Genomic DNA, 18,971 nt, shown 5'->3' on the forward strand with positions numbered 1-18,971 from the left:
TCATATTACAGCTTACTTTTAGCAAATAAAATCTTATATTTTAAATTATAAGTTGACTTTATCTTTAAAAATATTTATTATTGTTTTAACAGCTTAAGAAAGGAGCATGTAATTATGTTAGTTAAATATCTTATCAACCAGAGCGCATGCTCTTCTTATCAAAATGTACGATTTTACTTTAGCTATTTTAGATAGCGTTTGTACTATGAAACATCATAGATACAAACGTCAAACTTAAGTTTGTATCTATGATGGCTAAGGATCTTAAGCGTGTCTAGCCCTCATAGAATGGATAAATTCTATCTGGGTGGCACCACTATTAATATATGCTATTATTCAGCCCATTTAGTTTTTTCCATACTAGGTGGGCTTTTTTTATACCTTTTGGGGGAGTGATAGTATGGAAGGTCCGTTTAACAGTCAGAAAAAATAGAAAGTTAACCGTTTTATATCGAATAATGGAGGAAAATCATGAAAAAATATTTACGTTATCTAGCAGCAGGTCTATTAACCTGTACATTAGCCGCTTGTTCAAACCAAGGCAAGGAAGGTAGTAAAGATAAAGTCGATGTGGGTATCATTCAATATATGGAACACGACTCCCTACAAAAAGCTAAGGAAGGTTTTCAAGATACTTTGAAAGAGGCCGGTTATGAAGAAGGCAAGAATTTAGAGATTGAATTCCATAACTCCCAGGGTGACCAGTCAAACTTGCAAAGCATTACCCAACAATTAAAGGGTAAAAAGGACCTGATTTTAAGTATTGCTACTCCAGCTGCACAAGCCATGCTCAATACTGACAAGGAGACCCCACAATTATTTACGGCAGTGACTGATCCGGTCGGTGCTAAATTAGTTGAAAGTAAGGAAAAACCCGGTAAAAATATGACCGGCACTAGTAACATGACCCCGGTTGCTGATGTTGTTAACTTATTATTAAAAGCTGATCCAAGCATAAAAACGATTGGTATCTTGTATAACTCAAGTGAAATGAACGCGCAAGTTCAATATGAACAAGCCAAGGAATATATCGAATCAAAGGGCGTAAAGGTCGAAAGTATGACAGTGACATCAACTAATGAAGTTCAACAAGCGACTAAAATCTTAGCAGAAAAAGTAGATGGAATTTACCTACCAACCGATAATACCATTGCTAATACCATTCAAACCATTGGTAAAGTCCTAATGGAAACCAAGACACCATCAGTTGCTGCTTTCGATGCCGCTATCGAAGGTTCCCTATGTGCCTATGGGGTAGACTACTATAAATTAGGCCAACAAACTGGAAATATGGCTGTAGATATTTTGAAAGGAAATAAAAAACCAGCAGACATTCCAGTGGAATCTTCTAAGGACATGGTCATTAAGGTAAATGATGAAATGGCTGCTGCCCTGGGAATGAACAGTGAGGATTTGAAGGTTCGTTTAAATGGATAGTGAATAAAATTATTTAGAAAAATGAAAGATAAATAGCCAGACAAGATGTATTTAGAAGAAGTCAAGAAAAATGGGCTTAATGATATCTAGAGTTTTGCAAATAGTATATAATCTATCCTGCAAATGGGGATAGGTTACTTTTAGAATCATAGGTTAAGCCGCCGTATTGGCAGAGAAAACTTCTCACTAGGGTGCTTTCTCTCTTATATTATTAGCCAATTAAAGTCATTTTCATTAAAAAAGAGTTTCGATTAACAGTTAATTAAGAGAGCAAGTGGTTTAACAAACTCGTTTAAAATTCTGGTCTTTCCTTATGACCCCTAGCTGAAAGTATTCTAGTTTCATTCAACAAATGAAGCAAAGAAGAAATTCAAAGTGAAGTGAAAACGTCTGACCTGCGTAAACGACCATGTATCTTAAAAACTCTTATAAAAGAAATCATTCTGGTAACAATGTATATTGCTTTGTCATATAAGAAGTATTGGCGTATATCTAAAATCATTGGATCATGTAAATTAGGGCAGCCAAGTGCTGCCTTTTTTAGTATTAATATATAATGTAAAAGTAAATAATCTTTTTATTTAATTGGCATCTTAGTAAAATTCCCAAGATTTTATCATGTTTTCATGATAAGATATTAAAAATACTTTAAAGCAGGAAGGTTAATTTATGCAGAATTTAAAAATTAAGGATATCTTTAATCAAGTTTTAAATGGGGCATCAACAGGTATTGTTATCGGTTTGATTCCTAGTGCCATATTAGGCGCATTAACTCGGTCTTGGCTTAGTACGCCAGGCTTTTTGGCTGACTTTGCTGGCTCTATTCAAGCCTTTCAATTTGCCGTACCTTTTTTAGTCGGTCTATTTGCGGCATTGCAGTTAAATATGAAGGGCATGGAAACTGCAGCATTAGCAGGAGCTGCTTTTTTAGGGAGTGGGGCAGCTCGCTTAGTCGATGGGACTTGGGCACTTAAGGGAACGGGAGACTTAATTAACACCATTATCACCGTCTTTATTGCTGCTATTTTTATTAAACTTTATAACAATCGATGGCAAAGTCTCAACATTGTGGTTCTTCCTTTACTGGGAGGAATTTTACCAGGTTTTATTGGTCGTTTAATCCTACCCTTGGTTAGTCAACTGACTTTACTTTTAGGCCAGGGGATTGCTCACCTCACAGAGATTCAACCATTAATTATGGCTATTTTAATCGCTATTGCCTTTGCCATTATTATCGTTACGCCTTTGTCTAGTGTGGCGATTGCTTACGCGGTATCCATTAGTGGTCTAGCGGCTGGGGCAGCTAACTTAGGAATTGTAGCGGTTGTATTTACTTTTCTCTATGCCTCATCGCGGGTTAATAGTAATGGAATTACTTTTTCATTATTATTTGCTGGTCCAAAATTGTTTATGGCCAACTACTTACAAAACCTAAAAATGACCCTACCCATTGTGATTAATGCAGGGGTAGTAGGGCTGTTTGGGTATCTATTTAATATTCAGGGGACTACAGAATCAGCTGGTTTTGGTATCACAGGTTTGTCTGGACCGATCAACGCTTATTATTTTATGGATGGTAATGTCGTGGTTAATATCCTGGTCCTCTGCCTAACCTATGTGGTAGTGCCTTTGGCGATTTCTATTATTACTCATCAGACTTTTACCCGTATGGGGATTTATGATGAAAGTATTTATGTTTACCATGCGCCAGAACACTAAGAACGGATAGTGAGAGGTCAGTACATTTGAGAAAGAGAGTCTGGGACAAAAGTCTCAGGCTCTTTTTAAAATGCGAACTATCTAATCAAAACGTGTTCCAAAAGATAGGTGAAAAGGCTTGTTTAATTTTTATTTGTGACATATGATGAGTAGGTAAAATACTATTCATTAGGGGAGCCACGGCTGAGAGGATTTATATCGACCCTGTAACCTGATCAAGGTAATGCTTGCGTAGGTAGTCTTTTTTTGTGCTCTCCTTTATCTTTTAGGAGGGATTTTATGAGTAAAAAATCAAGTCCATTGATTTTAGTAACGGTAGCGATGTTTGTGGCCATTGGGGTGGTAATTTCACCGATTTTTCGAGTCGAGGGCTTTGCTCCTACTGCCCACTTTGTTAATGTGGTTTGTTCGGTCTTATTGGGTCCTTGGTATAGTTTATTAAATGCTATTCTGACTGCAATTATCCGGATGAGTCTTTTTTCGGTGCCTCCGTTAGCGCTCACTGGCCAAGTTTTTGGTGCTGTGCTTTCGGGAATACTATATCGTCTCTTTAATGGCTCTATCCTTGCTTGTGTAATTGGTGAAATTATCGGTACCGGGATTATCGGAGCTATTGCTTCCTATCCAGTAATGGCGCTTCTATTGGGAAAAACAGGAATTACTTGGCTGTTTTATGTTCCTAGTTTTCTAATTGCAACAATTATTGGTGGTGTCTTAGCTTATTTTTTCTTAGCCACCTTGCGGCAAACCGGTTTGCTTTATAAAATGCAAAAACGCCTAGGAGTCAATGTTTATGACTCTTCTAAGAAAAAGGCTTAAATTCGTCATAGTTAAAGCTAAAGTTTTCAATTTTTTCTGCGCCTATAGCTATTATCTGTTATTATAAGATCACGAGAGTGAATAAGAGATTAGAGAATTAGGAGCTTTTTAATGGATAATTTAATGGAAGAAATACTTATTCCCCAAGCGGAATTATTAAAACGTATCGAAGAATTAGCTAAGGACATTGCCGAAGAGTATCAGGATAAGAATCCTTTACTGGTTTGTGTCTTAAAAGGGGGCATGCCCTTTATGGCTGATTTAATGAAACAAATGGATATCCTTCTTGAAATTGACTTTATGGATGTTTCTAGTTACGGTGATGCCTTTGAATCCAGTGGCGAAGTAAAGATAATAAAGGATTTATCGGTCCCTGCAAAAGGGCGTCATATCTTATTTGTTGAAGATATTGTAGATACCGGGAGAACTTTAAGTTATCTGTATAAGGTCTTAAAATCCCGCCAGGCAGCTTCCATAAAAACCGTTTCTTTATTAGATAAACCGAGTCGACGCAAAAAGGACTTTCAGGCTGACTGGATCGGCTTTGAAATTCCGGATAAGTTTGTTGTCGGTTATGGCCTAGACTATAAGGGCCAATTGAGAAACTATCCTAATATTGCTGTTTTAAAAGAAGAAGTCTATTCTTAACCACATATTCTTACTTATAAGAGAAACTGGGCATTTGTCCCAGTTTTTCTTATTATTAGCTAAGTGAGCTAAGGCTATCAGGACTGATTGGAAAAGATCATGACTGGATGAGCTATCTGTGATTTATTTTCCTTTACAACTATATTATCCTGTAAGATAGAATCATTTAACGTAGAAAAGAGGTTTGTAGATGAAAGAAGCGCTAAAATTTGCCTTTCCCAAAACGATCCCGATTATGATGGGGTATTTATTCTTGTCATTATCCTTTGGTTTATTAGCAACGAGTTCAGGAATTCACTCCTGGTTAACTATTTTAATGAGCCTACTTGTCTATGGGGGCTCGATTCAATTTGCCGGCATAAATGTCTTATTGGGAGCCTATGATCCCTTTGCCGCTTTTATGCTAGCTGTTATGGTGAATGCAAGACACATGTTTTACGGCATTACCATGTTAGAAAGTTATCAGTCCCTAGGTTGGAAAAAATACTATAGTATTTTTGCTTTGTCTGATGAAACCTTTTCACTGACAGCTTCGGTTAAGGTTCCCGATCATATTGACAAGTCTTGGGTCTACTTTTTGATCAGTTTATTAGACCAGCTTTACTGGATTATTGGAACAGTTCTGGGGATTTTCTTAGGGAATTTTATCAGCTTTAGCTTAAGAGGAATTGAGTTTATTTTAACAGCCTTGTTTGTAAGTATTTTTGTCGACCAATGGCAAGGAAGCGCTAACCATAGGCCACAAATCCTTGCCCTAGCTACTGGCTTAATTTGTTTATTTATTTTCGGCCCCAACAGCTTCTTGATTCCTGCAATGTTAATTATTATTGCTATATTCTTTTTTATTTTTATACGTGAGGAGGAAGAAAGATGAGCTTTAACCAACAGCTATTAACGGTTATTCTATTGGCTTTGGGAACAGCCTTAACCCGTTTTATTGTCTTTGTGGTTTTTTCGAAAAACCAAGTTCCTCCTCGCTTTGTCACTTATTTGGGTAAAGTCCTTCCTGCCGCTGCTATTAGCCTCTTAGTGGTTTATTCCCTACAATCAAGTACCCCCTTGGCTTATCCTTATGCCCTGCCTGAACTGATTGCTATCCTTGTGACAATCCTGCTTCAGGCTAAGACTCAGCGCTCTTTATTGAGTATTGCTGGCGGGACCCTGTCTTATATGTTCTTAGTTCAAGTGGTTTTCTCGTAATTCTTTAAAAATTAAGCTAGGGAAGAGTTAATAACATAATGTAATAAAAAATGGAGATTCACTTTTTATGAATCTCCGTTTTTTTAATAATTTTTAGCAATGTCACTTAACATAAACTTTTCTTCTAGCTCGCCTTGGTATTTTATACCTAAATGATGAAAGGCTTTGTCTAGGGCATGGTACATTTTTTGGAAATATTTGACTTCCATATTACTTCCCATATGGGCAATTCGCAGCAGCCTTTCGCCTTGGGGATCATCACCTTTAGTAATTAAAATACCTTCGTCCCTTACTAATTTCATCACATCCAGGCTTGAAACTGATTCAGGGAGTAAAACACTGGTTAATGTATTTGAGGCATGGTCTTTAGCATATAGTTCAAAACCGGCTTCTTTAAATAATTGTCGGGTAGCTTCAGCCCATTTTTGATGCTTGTTGGCAAAATCACTGTCAATCACTTGTTGAATAGCTACATCCATGGCATAAATGGCCTGTTCATTCATTGTATAAGGAAAGTCGAAATGCGGATCGTCAAAGCTGAGATAAGATTGGAAATTGGCGTAAAAGCTAGGGATAGGGGAATGACGATTTTCCATATGCTCTATGGCACGTTTGGAAAGGGTGACACTAGCCAAGCCTACAGGAGCGGAAAAGCATTTTTGACTACCACCTAGTAAGACATCCACTTTAGCTTGGTCAAAGTTAATATATTCTCCGCCAATTGCGGAAACTGAATCGACTATAGAAAGAATATTATAGCTATTTAAGATTTGACCGATGCCATGAATATCATTAGTGATGCCGGTGGGGGTTTCACAATGGACGAAAGTTGCCACCTGAAAATCGTGGTCGTTTTCTAGAAAGGCTTTTAAGTCATTCAAATTAATCCCACGGCGCCAGTCACTTTCATAGAGCACTACCTCTGCCTGAACAAAGTTGACAAAGTCTTGAAAACCTTGACCATAAACCCCGTTACTAATCACCAAAACCCGGTCTCCTGGTTGGATGATAGAATTGACAGCAGCTTCCAGAGCCAATAGGGCTTCACCCACCATAAAAAAGAGACAGCTTTGGTATGTAATAACTGTGATATCTGGTTTTCAACTTGACGTTGATATTGGGTGTACTTGTGGTCAATATCAGGATTAGTTTTTGCTTGACCATAGGCTTTAAGAACGGCTTGGGAGATATGAGTGGGTCCGGGACACAAGTTTAACATACGATCATACCTTTCTAGTGAGTAATCATTATCTCAAGTATAGCAAACATTTGACATAAAGAAATAGTTATCGCTATACTAAAGAAAAGGAATTTGTGAAAGGGCTTTCTGCGTGAGATAATGTAGTTGTGAAAACAAACACAATATTTTTAGAAGGAGTGACTCAAATGTCAGTTGTTGAGACTAAAGTTGAGAATAAAGTGGGGAAAATTATTCTAAGAAATGACCCGTTAAACATCTTGGAAATGGAACACTTACAATTGATTGAAGACGCTGTTCATGAAATGGATAACAACGATGAAGTAAGTGTTATTTACTTCACAATGGTTATGCAAAAAGAAGGAAAAATCTTCTCTGCTGGGATGGATCTCGATGAAATGCTAGCAACTCAAGAGGAAGAAAACGGAATTGAAAATTACTGTAAAGTGTCTAAACGTAACTACTCCTGCTTCTACTGTGCTAAAAAACCCGTAATCTATGTTTATGATGGCATTGTTCGCGGTGGCGGTTGTGAAATGTCACTCTTTGCTGACTATCGGATTGCTGGTGAAAAATTAAATATTGCCTTACCAGAAATCGGCATCGGTATTATCCCAGGTGGGGGCGGTACCCAAACACTTCAACGTTTAATTGGTGTTGCTAATGCGAAATCATTAATTTATACCGGTAGACCATTGAAGGCTGAAGAAGCTAAAGAAGTTGGCTTAGTTCAAAATGTCTTTCCATCTGACAGCCTGCAAGAAGAGGCAACTAAGATTGCTGAAAAAATGGCTAAGAATTCCCCACAAGGTTTACAAGCAGCTAAACGTGCCATTAATGATGGCGCTCACCTACCTATCGATGAAGCTTTAGCCTTTGAAACCGAAGTCTTTATTGATAACTTCAAAACTGAAGATGCTGCTGAAGGGATTAAAGCTTTCAAAGAAAAACGGGAACCTAACTACAAAAATCGTTAGTCATTTAGAAATTAAGGCGTAGCTTACAAGCGAAAAGCTCCCCAAACTTTGTATAAGTCGGGGAGCTTTTTATTAGTCTTTATTGGTGGAGAAGGTAAATTTTGGACTGAGTTCGCGAAGAATATCCGTTGATGATCGAATAAATTCAACGATGGTTGGTGCTAGAGAACGATCTTGACGATGAGAGAATACATAGTCACACTTAAAAATATCACTATCAAAAACAAAGACGTTACAGTCATTAAAAGTTGGCCAAGACATCCCTGTAACTGGTACAAAGGTAGCCCCTACTCCTTTTCTTGTTAAACCGACTGCCGAATAGACAGTGGAAGTTTCCAAAATGACATTTTGTTTTAGCCTTTTACGATTATAAAATAAATCCACTAAGCGTCTTAAGCCAAAATTATGGGGAAGTAAGACGAGGGGGAGATTATCTAATTTTTCAATATCGTAGGGGAAATGGGTGATCTCGCTTCCATATTTCTCTTGGTAGAGTGGGTTATTTTTAGGGACAATCAAATACATCTGGTCGCTATAGACATAGTGGTGTTGAAAAGCATTGTTTTCCATAGGAGCCATTTCAAAAGCGATATCAATCATGTGATTTTCGATTAAAGAATCAATGGTATCGGCATCCTCTTCATAAAATTCAAATTTAATTTCGGGATTTTTATCAAGAAAGGGTGGAATAATTAAAGGCAAGATACTACTACCTAGGGCCGGATTAATTCCTAGTTTAATTTTCCCTTTTTTGTTTTTTGAGATCATATCAAATTCACTTAGCATATCGAGGTCGATTTCATGCTTTCTGCGCAAATGGTCTAAATAACGTTCACCGGCATAAGTGATTTGAACCGAACGCGGTAAACGAGTGAAAAATTCTAATCCATACTCACCTTCTAAACGACTTAACATTTTACTTAAATAAGGTTGGGAGACATAGAGTTTTTCAGCAGCAGCAGTGATATTACCTTCGGCGACAATTGTTTCCATGAGTACTAAGGGTGTTATGTTAGACATTTTTAGAAACCTCCAAATAGTCAGTGCATGCTTAACGGTGTGTATAGTATAGCATAATTTACCAGCTATAACAATATAGTTATTGATAGCGCTTTCATCTATTATTTCTATTTTCATTTCTTTTCCGATATAATAAGCATGTAAAAGAAATGGTTTGTAGTTACTTAGCTTGTTATAACTATAAATTAATACATTAGCTATTTCAAAGGAGGAAGATCGAATGTTTAACGATCAAGTTGTTGTAGTTACTGGCGCAGGCCAAGGTATTGGTGCTGAAATCGCTAAAGAATTCGCTCAAGATGGTGCTCAAGTAGTCATTGTTGATTTCAATGAAGAAACTGCACAAAAGACAGCAGAAGCCATTAATGAAAATAATGGTAAAGCAGTTGCTTATCAAGCAGATGTATCTGATTTCGACCGTGCTGAGGAAATTATTGCAGATGTTGTTGAAAAATACGGAAAAGTTGACGTCTTAATCAACAATGCTGGTATTACCCGTGATGCTTCATTGAAGAAAATGACTAAAGAACAATGGGATCAAGTTATTGCAACTAACTTAACAGGTGTATTTAACTATTCTAAAGCAGCATTTATCCGTATGACTGCCGCAGGGTACGGACGTATTGTTAACGCGTCTTCTTTAGCAGGGGTCGAAGGTAACTTCGGTCAAACCAACTATTCCGCTTCAAAAGCAGGTATTATTGGTATGACTAAGACAATCGCTCGTGAAGGTGCTGCTAAAGGTGTGACCGTTAATGCCGTTGCACCAGGTTTCATTGAAACCCCAATGACCGATGCTATTCCAGAAGAAATCAAACAAAATATGATTGATGGTATTCCAGTAAAACGTATTGGTTATCCAAAAGACATTGCCAATGCAATGAAATTCTTAGCTTCACCAGATTCAGGTTATATCACTGGTCAATTACTACAAGTTAACGGTGGTATGAACATGTAATGTTGCTCGCTGCATAAAAATTAAAGGAACGGTTAACCGTTCCTTTAATCATGTTTTTTACAGCAAGGAGAAAATATATGGAAATTCTTGGCGTAATCGGTATATTTCTTGCGATTATCGCAATTATTTATTTATCAGTTAGAGGATTAAACATTGTTATTGCTGCTCCTCTAGCCACATTAATTGTTATTCTAACCAACCAAATGGACATCTTTGGGTCATTAATTGGTGATGCACCTTCTTATATGACCGGTCTTGCAGGTTTCTTAATTAAAAACTTTGCGATTTTCCTATTAGGCGCAGTTCTGGCTCAATATATGGAAAAAAGTAATGCTACAGTTTCGATCGCTAACTGGGTTTTGGCCAAAGTTGGTTTAGATAATCCCTTTATTGTGCTAGTAGCTTTCGCTGGTATTGCAGCAATATTAACTTATGGTGGGATTAGTTTATTTGTGGTTATGTTTGCCTTAGTCCCATTAGCTCGACCAATCTTTAAAAAGTTAAATGTGAATTGGTCCTTATTACCTATTCCACTATTCTTGGGAATGGCAACCGTAACCATGTCTATGCTACCAGGGACACCTTCAGTTCAAAACGCGGTACCAACGACTTACTTAGGGACTACTTTAACAGCAGCTCCTGTGTTGAGTATGATTGGTGTTATTACTGTGGTTGCTTTTGGACTGACCTACTTAAAGTTTCAATTAAATCGGAGTCTAGCTAAGGGAGAAACTTTCTATTCTTATTTAGGTGAAGGGGAATCAGTTGGAGAAGAAGCTGACCTTGACGCTGAAACAGATGAAGAAAATATCCCTCCAATTTTATTAGCCATTTTACCATTGGTTACTTTAGTTGCGATTATTTTAATCTTCAGTGATGTGCCGAATATTATTTTGATTGCTTTAACTGTGGGTATCTTATTAAGTGCCTTCTTATATCGGAAATATTTACCAAAACAAACTTCATTATTGAATGATGGAGCTAATAGTGCTGTCCCATCAGCCTTTGCTACCTCAAGCTCAGTAGCTTTTGGATCAGTATTAACCAGTGCTCCTGGCTTCAGTGTGGTTCAAGATGCGATTATGTCTATTCCAGGTAACCCTTTAATTGGACTATCTGTAGCAACTGCTTTACTTGGCGGGATTACAGGTTCTAGTTCTGGGGCTCTGGGGATCGTCATGCAAAACTTTGCACCAACGTATTTAGAGATGGGAATTGCGCCTGAATTGATTCACCGTATTGCAGTTGTTGCATCAGCTGTGATTACAGTGGTTCCTCATTCGGGAGTGACAATCACCTTTAACAACTTGACTGGCTTAAGTTTAAAAAATGCTTTCATGCATCAGTTTATAATGGTTAATGGTGGTCACTTGCTTGCCTTAATCGCTATGTTAATTGCTTCAACAATTTTATATTAAGAAAAGAAATGTATTTATAGAAAAGGAGAGAGATAAATGGGTAAAAAGAAACCAGTTATTTCAAGACGTGAAGCAGCTGATTTAATTAAAGATAACGATCTATTAGCTACTTGTACTTTTGGTTTAGGGGGCCTACCTGAAGACTTACTAGTAGGGGTTAAAGAACGTTACGAAGAAGAACAACATCCCAAAGACATCACTTTCATGTGGTCATGTGGTATTGGTAACAACAAACCTGGCCGTGGTGCTGACCACTTATTAGCAGATGGTTTGGTAAAACGTATCATTGCTGGTCACGTTGGTTCTTCACCTGGTATGGTTGATAAGGTGGTTAATAACGAAGTTGAAGCCTACTTATTACCACAGGGTGTATTTACTCAACTATATCGCGCTATTGCTGGGAACAAACCTTTCTTAACTAAAGTTGGTTTACAAACTTATGTTGATCCTCGTTTAGAAGGGGCTAAAGCAACTGAAAAAACCACTGAAGAACTTATTGAACTAGCGGAATTTGGTGGCGAAGAATGGTTGAAATATCCAGATTTTGATATTGACGTTGCCTTTATCCGTGGATCATTTGCTGATGAAAAAGGGAACATGAACGTTGAAGATGAGACCTGTATTCTTGAACAACTTGAATTAGCAATGGCTACCAAGAAAAAAGGTGGTACCGTTATTGCTCAAGTAAAACAAATTGTTGAAAACAACTCTCTAGATCCTAAGAGTATTGTGGTACCAGGCGGTTTAATTGACTATATTGTGGTAGCTGACCCTGAATATCACTACCAAACCATGGGAACCTACTACAGTCCAGAATTAGCTGGAAAAATCAATGTTCCAGTGGACAGCGTTAAACCTGCACCACTTTCATCACGTAAGGTCATTGGTCGTCGTGCAGCTATGGAATTGCAACCTGATTCTGTGATTAACTTAGGTATCGGTACGCCTGACATGGTGGCTTCTGTTGCCCAAGAAGAAGGCGTTGCTGACGAATATGTGACAACTCTAGAGATGGGTATCTGGGGTGGTAGTGCTGCTGGTGGCTTAGACTTTGGTGCTTCACGTAATGCTGATGCTTCCATTGCTATGGCTAACCAATTTGACTTCTACGATGGTAACGGTTTAGACCTTTCTGTATTAGGAATTGGGCAAATTGACCAATATGGTAACAATAACGTTACAAAATTTGGTCCTAAAGTTCCTGGTCCAGGTGGATTCATTAATATTTCTCAAAACACTAAGAACCTTGTCTTTGTAGGTACCTTAACTGTTGGTGGTAAATCACACATCGAAGACGGTAAATTAGTCATTGATGAACAAGGTCGTGGACCTAAATTCTTGAAAGAAGTTGAACAAGTAAGTTTCTCTGGTAAATATGCTCAAGAAAACGACCAAAATATCTTATACGTCACTGAACGTGCTGTCTTTGACTTACATGAAGGTAAAGTTCGTTTAATTGAAATTGCACCAGGAATTGACCTCCAAAAAGATGTTCTCGACCAAATGGAATTTGAACCTGAAATTGCCGAAGACTTGAAAGAAATGAATCCTGATATCTTTAAAGAAGAATGGGGCGGCCTTAAAGAAATTATTGATGCAAAATCTAAAAAATAATTAGATATGTTGTATAATAAAGGCCTTGAAATTAAAGGAGGATTTAGTGAATGTTAAAAGCTAAAAATGAAGAAGTTGTTTTTGTTGGTGCCGCACGGACTCCTGTTGGTGCTTACCTAGGCGACTTAAAGACAGTACCAGTTGATGAATTAGGGGTGATTTCTCTTACAGAAGCTGCTAAACGTGCTGGTGTTGCCGTTGAAGATATTGAAGAAGTTATTGTTGGTCATGTCACTGGATCACAAACAACCAATAATTTAGGTAACATTATCGGAATTGATGCAGGAGTAAAAAATACTGCAACAGGTATGACTATTAACCGTATCTGTGGATCAGGTATTCAATCCGCTGTATCAGCCGCACAAGAATTACTATTCTCCAATAAAAGTATTATTGCCGCTGGTGGGGTAGAATCTTTATCTCGTGCGCCTTTCTATCTACCAGAATCCGCTCGTTATGAGGGGTTAAAGGGAGGCAATAAACCTTTAATTGATGCTAACTTAGCTGGCCATAGCTCTGCTTCTGGTAAAGATTCTGGTGTTAACCACATGGGGAACACTGCAGAAAATGTTGCTCGTAAATACGGAATTACTCGTGAACGCGCTGACCAATTTGCAGTAGAATCCCAACGTAAAGCTGCAGAAGCTATTGAAAACGGACGTTTCGCTCAAGAAATCATTCCGGTAGAAGTTAAAGGACGTAAAGGAAAAGTTAACGTCGTAGAAAAAGACGGCCATCCACGTCCAGGAACATCGATGGAATCATTAGCTAAATTACGCCCAGCCTTTGAAAAAGATGGTATTGTTACTGCAGGTAATGCTTCTGGATTAAATGACGGTGGTGCTTTTGAAATTATGACCACCAAATCAGTTGCTGAAGAACGTGGCTTAGAAATCATGGCTCGCGTCGTTGACTACCAAATTGCTGGTTGTGACCCTGCGTACATGGGCTTAGGACCGGTTCAAGCGATTAAAGACATTCTTGCGCGTCAAGAAATGGACCTTAAAGAAGACATTGATATCTTAGAAATTAATGAAGCCTTTGCAGCTCAAACTATTGGTTGCTTGATTGAACTTGGTATTGAAGAAGATACTGACTTCTACAAGAATCATTTCAACCCACATGGTGGTGCAGTTGCTTTAGGTCACCCATTAGGCATGTCTGGTGCACGTATCATTACATCTCTATTGTATGAATTCAAGAACCATCCAGAATACCGTTACGCGATTGCTTCAGCATGTATCGGTGGTGGACAAGGTATTGCTCTCTTACTTGAAAACGGCTACTACCAAGGTTAATTTAAATCATTAGCTTAAAATATAAACTCCTAGGGACTCCTCCTAGGAGTTTTTCTTATTTGTAGGATCTAAATCTTAATAATGACAGGTTTCTACATATGCGTTAAAGCTGGATATTCTATTCACTTTTACGTTGGTATGGTATAATGAGTTAATTCAAAGAAGTTAATTATTTATAAAAAGTGGGTGAATTTATGCGTTGGAGTATACCAACAAAAATGATTGAGGAAGGTAGGCAGCTAGTTAACCAGGACCGTGTGCTAAAAGTGATTCCTAATGAAAATGAAGCTATTTGGCGCGCAGAAGTTCTTGACGATGAAAAATACATCGTTATTTTAGATGGAACTGGTAAAGAAGAAGATATTTGTCGTTGTATCACCTGGCAACAAAAATCTTACTGCCCACATACTGTTGCAGTGGAATTGTTTTTACGTGACCATGATGTGGTGCGTGCCATGGCATATTCCAAGAAACCTCTATTTCATTATCCAGAAAATGTGATGGACCAGCATCCATCAATCGATAAATTACTCACTTCCTACCGTGAAAGAATGGATTACAAGCTCAGTGACCAGGATCAAGTCAAGACCTATCGTTTAAAGGTTCAATTCGAAATTTACGATATGACTGGACTCCAATATCAATTATCGAGTGAAAGACTCTTCTATTTAAGACTAAAAGTCGGTTATGATCAACTTTACTATGTCCAAGATTTTACGGATTTTTATCGACAACTTTTAAATGCGGGCTCATATCGGCTCTCCAACCGCCACGATAAGGCGGTCTGGCTCATGAAAGAAGCCTTTAATGCTGATACTTATGACTTGCTTTACCAATTAGCTTTGATTAAGGAAAATAACAATCACCGCCTAGAAGCAGGATTAAATATTTCGACATCTCACCAAAGCCCCCAACGAGATTTCTTATCTCAGAAGCAATTGGCCATGTTGATAGATTTTTATCAAGAGCACAGTGAATCAAATCAAGATGGCGACAATATCCAATTTTATCTCGATGATGACTTAGTTGAGCTTAACTTTTATCAAGACAAACGGCCAGTCTTACTTGAACTCCAGCACAAGGATGGAAATTACCTAGTGATCATGAATCCTAGGATGCGCTTATATAAGTTCTACCAAATGATCTTCGATGGCTACAATCTCTATAGAATTGAAGCTGACCAAAGCTATTTTGATGATTTAGAATTGTTGCAAGGAACATTTGCTGACCATTCCTACCAGTGGCAGCTTAGTGCGGATGAGGTTGAAGAGTTTATTTCTTGTTTTGGCTACCAAATTCTTGCCCATGGTCTTATCAATAATATTGTATTGTTAAGTTTCGCCTCAGGAATGGGACCATTGAAAGTAGAGATAGCCCTAGATGTCAGTGATCGTCTCTTACAAGCTGATTTAATCTATCATTATGGCCAGTACCAGTTATCTGATACTCCAGGAGAAAATATTTTGCCAGAAAAGGGTATTATCTTAAGAGATATTAAGGGCGAAATTCAATCCGAGCAACAACTTATCAAATTAGCCTTTGAAAAATCAGATAATCAATTTATTAGTCAATTTGATAATTTTAATCAAACCATGGAAGCTTTAAACGATTGTCAGAAATTCTTCCCTGATGAATGGACGGTGACTTATAGTCAACAATTAGAGGAATGGCAAAATAACGATAAGCAATTAAAAGTAGAAACTGGTAAAAATGAAGAGAATCGCTTCTTAACGATTAATTTCACCCTGGATGATGTTGATGACGATGAAGTCAATGAAATTTTAAAGGCTATCGAGCAAAACGACCAATACCTGCAGTTAGATAGTGGAAAAATTATTGATTTGAAGAAAATCATTACTCCTCAACAGAATAAGATGTTAAAACAGCTGCGTTCTGGCAATACGCATTGGGAAAATGGGGGGCAAGTTCCTGCCTACCAAAGTCTAAAATATGCAGATGCCTTAGGCCAGGCAGTGGATTTTGAACAATTCTACCAAGATATCATCCACCCAGCTCGGTCAGATTACCAAAGCAATCCAGGCTTAAAAACTGAATTAGCTCCTTATCAAAAATATGCTGTTCAGTGGTTAGGCCAATTGGCTAAATATAACCTAGGTGGGCTATTAGCTGATGAAATGGGACTGGGGAAGACTGTTCAAACAGTGGCTTTCCTGTTGGATTACTTTGATAAACTGCCTCAAGCCAATGTGCTCATTTTAGCGCCAGCTTCTGTTATTTATAATTGGAAATATGAAATTCAACGCTTTGCTCCAGAGGTGAAGGTTGTGGTATTAGATGGTAGTGTTGAGGAAAGAGAAAAAATTCGTCAGGAAAATCCCAAGGCCATCTGGATTTGTTCCTACCATTCCTATCGTAATGACCAAGAAGCCTACCACCAAGAATATTTTGATGTCTTGATTCTAGATGAAGCTCAAGCACTCAAGAATGAACGGACGGTTTTATACCAATCAGTTGTTAACCAGGACAGCGGCATGCGGATCGGATTATCAGGGACTCCTTTAGAGAATAATTTAAATGAGTTTTGGGCTTTGATGCAAATGATCTTACCGGGTTTACTGCCACAGAAGAAAGAATTTCAGGCCATGTCCATTGAAAGCATTCGTAAATTGGTTAGCCCCTTTGTCTTACGTCGAACCAAACAGGAAGTTCAATTGGAATTGCCTGATAAGTCCGTACATAATCGCTATGCTAGCTTAGAATCAAATCAAAAGGCGGTTTATCTTGCTTACTTGGAAGATATTCGCGATCGCCTGAAAGATAATGATGGCAATGGTTCTCACAAACACATGGAAATGCTTGCTGCCATCACCCGCTTGAGACAAATTTGCTGCCACCCAGCCTTAGTTAATTCTGACTACCAAGGAACGAGTGGAAAATTTGAATATTTCAAGCGGATGTTAGAACGGGCCTTAAGTAATAATCGTAGAATATTGGTATTTTCACAATTTACATCGATGCTAGCGATCATGCAGGATTATTTAGACCAAGAAGCGATTAACTATTTTATTATTGAAGGGAAAACCAATAAAGAAAAACGCCAAGATCAAGTCAACCGCTTCAACCAAGGTGAAGGATCCGTCTTTTTAATCTCCCTAAGAGCTGGCGGGGTAGGAATTAATCTGACCGGTGCAGATACTGTCTTTCTTTATGATCTGTGGTGGAATCCCTCTGTTGAAGAACAAGCTATCGGCAGGGCCCACCGAATCGGTCAGACCAAAGATGTTGAGGTTTACCGATTCATTACCGAAGGAACGATTGAAGAGCGCATTGCTGAATTACAAGAAGAAAAACGCCATCTTTTCGATGAACTCTTCCAAGATGAGGAAATGGGAGAAAGTTCCCACTTAACCATGGATGACTTGCGCTTTATTTTAGATATGCCTGCAAGTTAAAAGTGAAACGTCAAGTATAAAATAGAGGAGGTAGATGATGAATATCAAAGGACTGTTAAAAGCGCTTTTAGGTGTTTTCTTTGCCCTACTAATTGTCATTTCAGGAGCATTTCTTTATCAAGAATTAAAGCATTCTAAGGATGGCCAAAGCTGGGAGTTTAGCTTAAATCCTAAGAATAATTCTTCAAAAACAAGTAGTGCGCGCATTTTTTGCAATGGGGACCTACTTTACCACGATATCGTTTATTGGTCTGCTGAGCAGGGAAATGGGACTTATGATTTTAATAATAACTTCCGTTACGTTAAAGATTGGTTAGGCCAGGGAGATTTGGTGATTGGTGATTACGAAGGCACCATCACACCAGGACGTGAGCTAACCGGTTATCCCATGTTTAATGCTCCGGTGGAAGTCGCTTCAGCTATAAAGAACGCTGGTTATGATGTGATGGCCTTAGCAAATAATCATATTTTGGATATGGGGTCAGAAGGTGTGGCTTCAACTCAAAAAGCCTTTAATGATTTAGGGATCGATACGATCGGAGTATATACTAAGGCACCACGTTCCACTGATCAACTCTTAATTAAAGAGGTCAATGGCATTAAAATAGCCATTTTGAATTATGCATATGGCTACAACGGTATGGAACAAAATCTCTCCAAGAAAGAATATGAGGCTTCCATGAGTGATCTTGATGAAGAAAAAATGAAGGAAGAAATTAACTTTGCTGAGCAAAATGCGGATATAACCATTGTTATGCCGCATATGGGTATTGAGTACCAGTTACAACCTAATGAAGAACAGAAAGCTCTCTACCATAAGATGATTAACTGGGGAGCTGATCTCGTCTTTGGGGGCCATCCTCATGTCATTCAACCAAGTGAAGTGGTCAACCATAATGGTGAAAATAAGTTTATTATTTATTCCATGGGGAATTTCTTATCTAATCAACGGATCGAAACCGTTGACAACCCTTGGACGGAAAGAGGGGTGCTGATGGATGTTAGCCTGACTAAGCAGGGAGACACCACCAAAATTGACACTATTCAAGCCCATCCTACCTGGGTTAATCGCACTCCTAATGGCAAAAGAGGGCACGGCTTCGATCTATATGATTACACAGTTTATGTCTTAGAAGATTGGGTTCAAGGCGGGAAGTATTATGGTCAATTAGATCATGCGACTCAAGCCAGAGTTGATCGCGCTTACCAAGAAACGCTTGACCATGTCAATTTACAATTGCCTAAGGAATGA

The 18,971-nt window shown here is 38.2% G+C and carries 15 protein-coding genes; 13 read left to right on the plus strand and 2 right to left on the minus strand.

Features of this window, described 5'->3' with window-relative positions:
* Positions 1-471 precede the first annotated feature (471 nt).
* The 6 genes from DBT50_RS04535 to DBT50_RS04560 all read left to right on the plus strand — a co-directional run bounded on the left by DBT50_RS04535 (position 472) and on the right by DBT50_RS04560 (position 5,823).
* Positions 472-1,437, plus strand: a complete 966-nt coding sequence (locus DBT50_RS04535; RefSeq protein ID WP_111853184.1) for an ABC transporter substrate-binding protein — start codon at positions 472-474, stop codon at positions 1,435-1,437.
* A 669-nt stretch (positions 1,438-2,106) separates the two neighbouring features.
* Positions 2,107-3,156: a PTS transporter subunit IIC gene (locus tag DBT50_RS04540; RefSeq protein WP_111853185.1), complete on the plus strand. Its 1,050-nt coding sequence runs from the start codon at positions 2,107-2,109 to the stop codon at positions 3,154-3,156.
* Between the two features lie 279 nt (positions 3,157-3,435).
* On the plus strand, positions 3,436-3,975 hold the full coding sequence (gene thiW, locus DBT50_RS04545) for an energy coupling factor transporter S component ThiW (RefSeq protein WP_070560286.1): 540 nt from the start codon (positions 3,436-3,438) through the stop codon (positions 3,973-3,975).
* A 111-nt stretch (positions 3,976-4,086) separates the two neighbouring features.
* Entirely contained in the window at positions 4,087-4,623 is a 537-nt protein-coding gene (gene hpt, locus DBT50_RS04550; RefSeq protein ID WP_070560285.1) for a hypoxanthine phosphoribosyltransferase, read from the plus strand.
* Between the two features lie 190 nt (positions 4,624-4,813).
* Complete coding sequence (locus tag DBT50_RS04555) at positions 4,814-5,497, plus strand: AzlC family ABC transporter permease (protein ID WP_111853186.1); 684 nt, start codon at positions 4,814-4,816, stop codon at positions 5,495-5,497.
* On the plus strand, positions 5,494-5,823 hold the full coding sequence (locus tag DBT50_RS04560; RefSeq protein WP_111853187.1) for a branched-chain amino acid transporter permease: 330 nt from the start codon (positions 5,494-5,496) through the stop codon (positions 5,821-5,823). Before DBT50_RS04555 ends, DBT50_RS04560 begins: the two co-directional genes overlap by 4 nt.
* Before the next feature lie 83 nt (positions 5,824-5,906).
* On the opposite strand, the gene DBT50_RS04565 is transcribed toward DBT50_RS04560, so the two are convergent.
* On the minus strand, positions 5,907-6,860 hold the full coding sequence (locus DBT50_RS04565; protein ID WP_318602892.1) for a pyridoxal-phosphate-dependent aminotransferase family protein: 954 nt from the start codon (positions 6,858-6,860) through the stop codon (positions 5,907-5,909).
* A 349-nt stretch (positions 6,861-7,209) separates the two neighbouring features.
* Between DBT50_RS04565 and DBT50_RS04570 the strand changes: the two genes are divergently transcribed.
* Entirely contained in the window at positions 7,210-7,998 is a 789-nt protein-coding gene (locus DBT50_RS04570) for an enoyl-CoA hydratase/isomerase family protein (protein WP_318602893.1), read from the plus strand.
* 72 nt (positions 7,999-8,070) lie between these two features.
* Here the strand turns inward: DBT50_RS04570 and DBT50_RS04575 are convergent, their stop codons facing one another.
* Positions 8,071-9,018 (minus strand): LysR family transcriptional regulator, encoded by a 948-nt coding sequence (locus DBT50_RS04575; protein ID WP_064292385.1) that lies wholly within the window; start codon positions 9,016-9,018, stop codon positions 8,071-8,073.
* Positions 9,019-9,238: 220 nt separating this feature from the next.
* Here DBT50_RS04575 and fabG point away from each other — a divergent pair, with 220 nt between their 5' ends.
* The 6 genes from fabG (at position 9,239) to DBT50_RS04605 (ending at position 18,971) form a co-directional block, all read left to right on the plus strand.
* Positions 9,239-9,976, plus strand: a complete 738-nt coding sequence (gene fabG, locus DBT50_RS04580) for a 3-oxoacyl-ACP reductase FabG (protein WP_013669418.1) — start codon at positions 9,239-9,241, stop codon at positions 9,974-9,976.
* Between the two features lie 77 nt (positions 9,977-10,053).
* A complete protein-coding gene (locus DBT50_RS04585; protein WP_070560277.1) occupies positions 10,054-11,394 on the plus strand; it encodes a GntP family permease in 1,341 nt (446 codons plus the stop codon).
* Positions 11,395-11,430: 36 nt separating this feature from the next.
* Positions 11,431-13,008: an acyl CoA:acetate/3-ketoacid CoA transferase gene (locus DBT50_RS04590; RefSeq protein WP_013669534.1), complete on the plus strand. Its 1,578-nt coding sequence runs from the start codon at positions 11,431-11,433 to the stop codon at positions 13,006-13,008.
* Between the two features lie 50 nt (positions 13,009-13,058).
* On the plus strand, positions 13,059-14,306 hold the full coding sequence (locus DBT50_RS04595) for a thiolase family protein (RefSeq protein WP_070560275.1): 1,248 nt from the start codon (positions 13,059-13,061) through the stop codon (positions 14,304-14,306).
* A 194-nt stretch (positions 14,307-14,500) separates the two neighbouring features.
* The gene (locus tag DBT50_RS04600; protein ID WP_070560273.1) at positions 14,501-17,719 is read left to right on the plus strand and encodes a DEAD/DEAH box helicase; all 3,219 of its coding nucleotides are present in this window, start codon (positions 14,501-14,503) and stop codon (positions 17,717-17,719) included.
* 37 nt (positions 17,720-17,756) lie between these two features.
* Positions 17,757-18,971 (plus strand): CapA family protein, encoded by a 1,215-nt coding sequence (locus DBT50_RS04605; protein ID WP_083300517.1) that lies wholly within the window; start codon positions 17,757-17,759, stop codon positions 18,969-18,971.

The organism is Aerococcus tenax (assembly GCF_003286645.3).
Lineage (GTDB): Bacteria > Bacillota > Bacilli > Lactobacillales > Aerococcaceae > Aerococcus > Aerococcus tenax.

What these genes read in the sequence shown, in the direction of transcription:
- thiW (WP_070560286.1), top strand. Translation starts at nt 3,436, where the DNA reads ATGAGTAAAAAATCAAGTCCATTGATTTTAGTAACGGTAGCGATGTTT.
- DBT50_RS04595 (WP_070560275.1), top strand. Translation starts at nt 13,059, where the DNA reads ATGTTAAAAGCTAAAAATGAAGAAGTTGTTTTTGTTGGTGCCGCACGG.
- DBT50_RS04570 (WP_318602893.1), top strand. Translation starts at nt 7,210, where the DNA reads ATGTCAGTTGTTGAGACTAAAGTTGAGAATAAAGTGGGGAAAATTATT.
- fabG (WP_013669418.1), top strand. Translation starts at nt 9,239, where the DNA reads ATGTTTAACGATCAAGTTGTTGTAGTTACTGGCGCAGGCCAAGGTATT.
- DBT50_RS04600 (WP_070560273.1), top strand. Translation starts at nt 14,501, where the DNA reads ATGCGTTGGAGTATACCAACAAAAATGATTGAGGAAGGTAGGCAGCTA.
- DBT50_RS04535 (WP_111853184.1), top strand. Translation starts at nt 472, where the DNA reads ATGAAAAAATATTTACGTTATCTAGCAGCAGGTCTATTAACCTGTACA.
- DBT50_RS04590 (WP_013669534.1), top strand. Translation starts at nt 11,431, where the DNA reads ATGGGTAAAAAGAAACCAGTTATTTCAAGACGTGAAGCAGCTGATTTA.
- DBT50_RS04555 (WP_111853186.1), top strand. Translation starts at nt 4,814, where the DNA reads ATGAAAGAAGCGCTAAAATTTGCCTTTCCCAAAACGATCCCGATTATG.
- DBT50_RS04540 (WP_111853185.1), top strand. Translation starts at nt 2,107, where the DNA reads ATGCAGAATTTAAAAATTAAGGATATCTTTAATCAAGTTTTAAATGGG.
- DBT50_RS04605 (WP_083300517.1), top strand. Translation starts at nt 17,757, where the DNA reads ATGAATATCAAAGGACTGTTAAAAGCGCTTTTAGGTGTTTTCTTTGCC.
- DBT50_RS04560 (WP_111853187.1), top strand. Translation starts at nt 5,494, where the DNA reads ATGAGCTTTAACCAACAGCTATTAACGGTTATTCTATTGGCTTTGGGA.
- DBT50_RS04585 (WP_070560277.1), top strand. Translation starts at nt 10,054, where the DNA reads ATGGAAATTCTTGGCGTAATCGGTATATTTCTTGCGATTATCGCAATT.
- hpt (WP_070560285.1), top strand. Translation starts at nt 4,087, where the DNA reads ATGGATAATTTAATGGAAGAAATACTTATTCCCCAAGCGGAATTATTA.
- DBT50_RS04575 (WP_064292385.1), bottom strand. Translation starts at nt 9,018, where the DNA reads ATGTCTAACATAACACCCTTAGTACTCATGGAAACAATTGTCGCCGAA.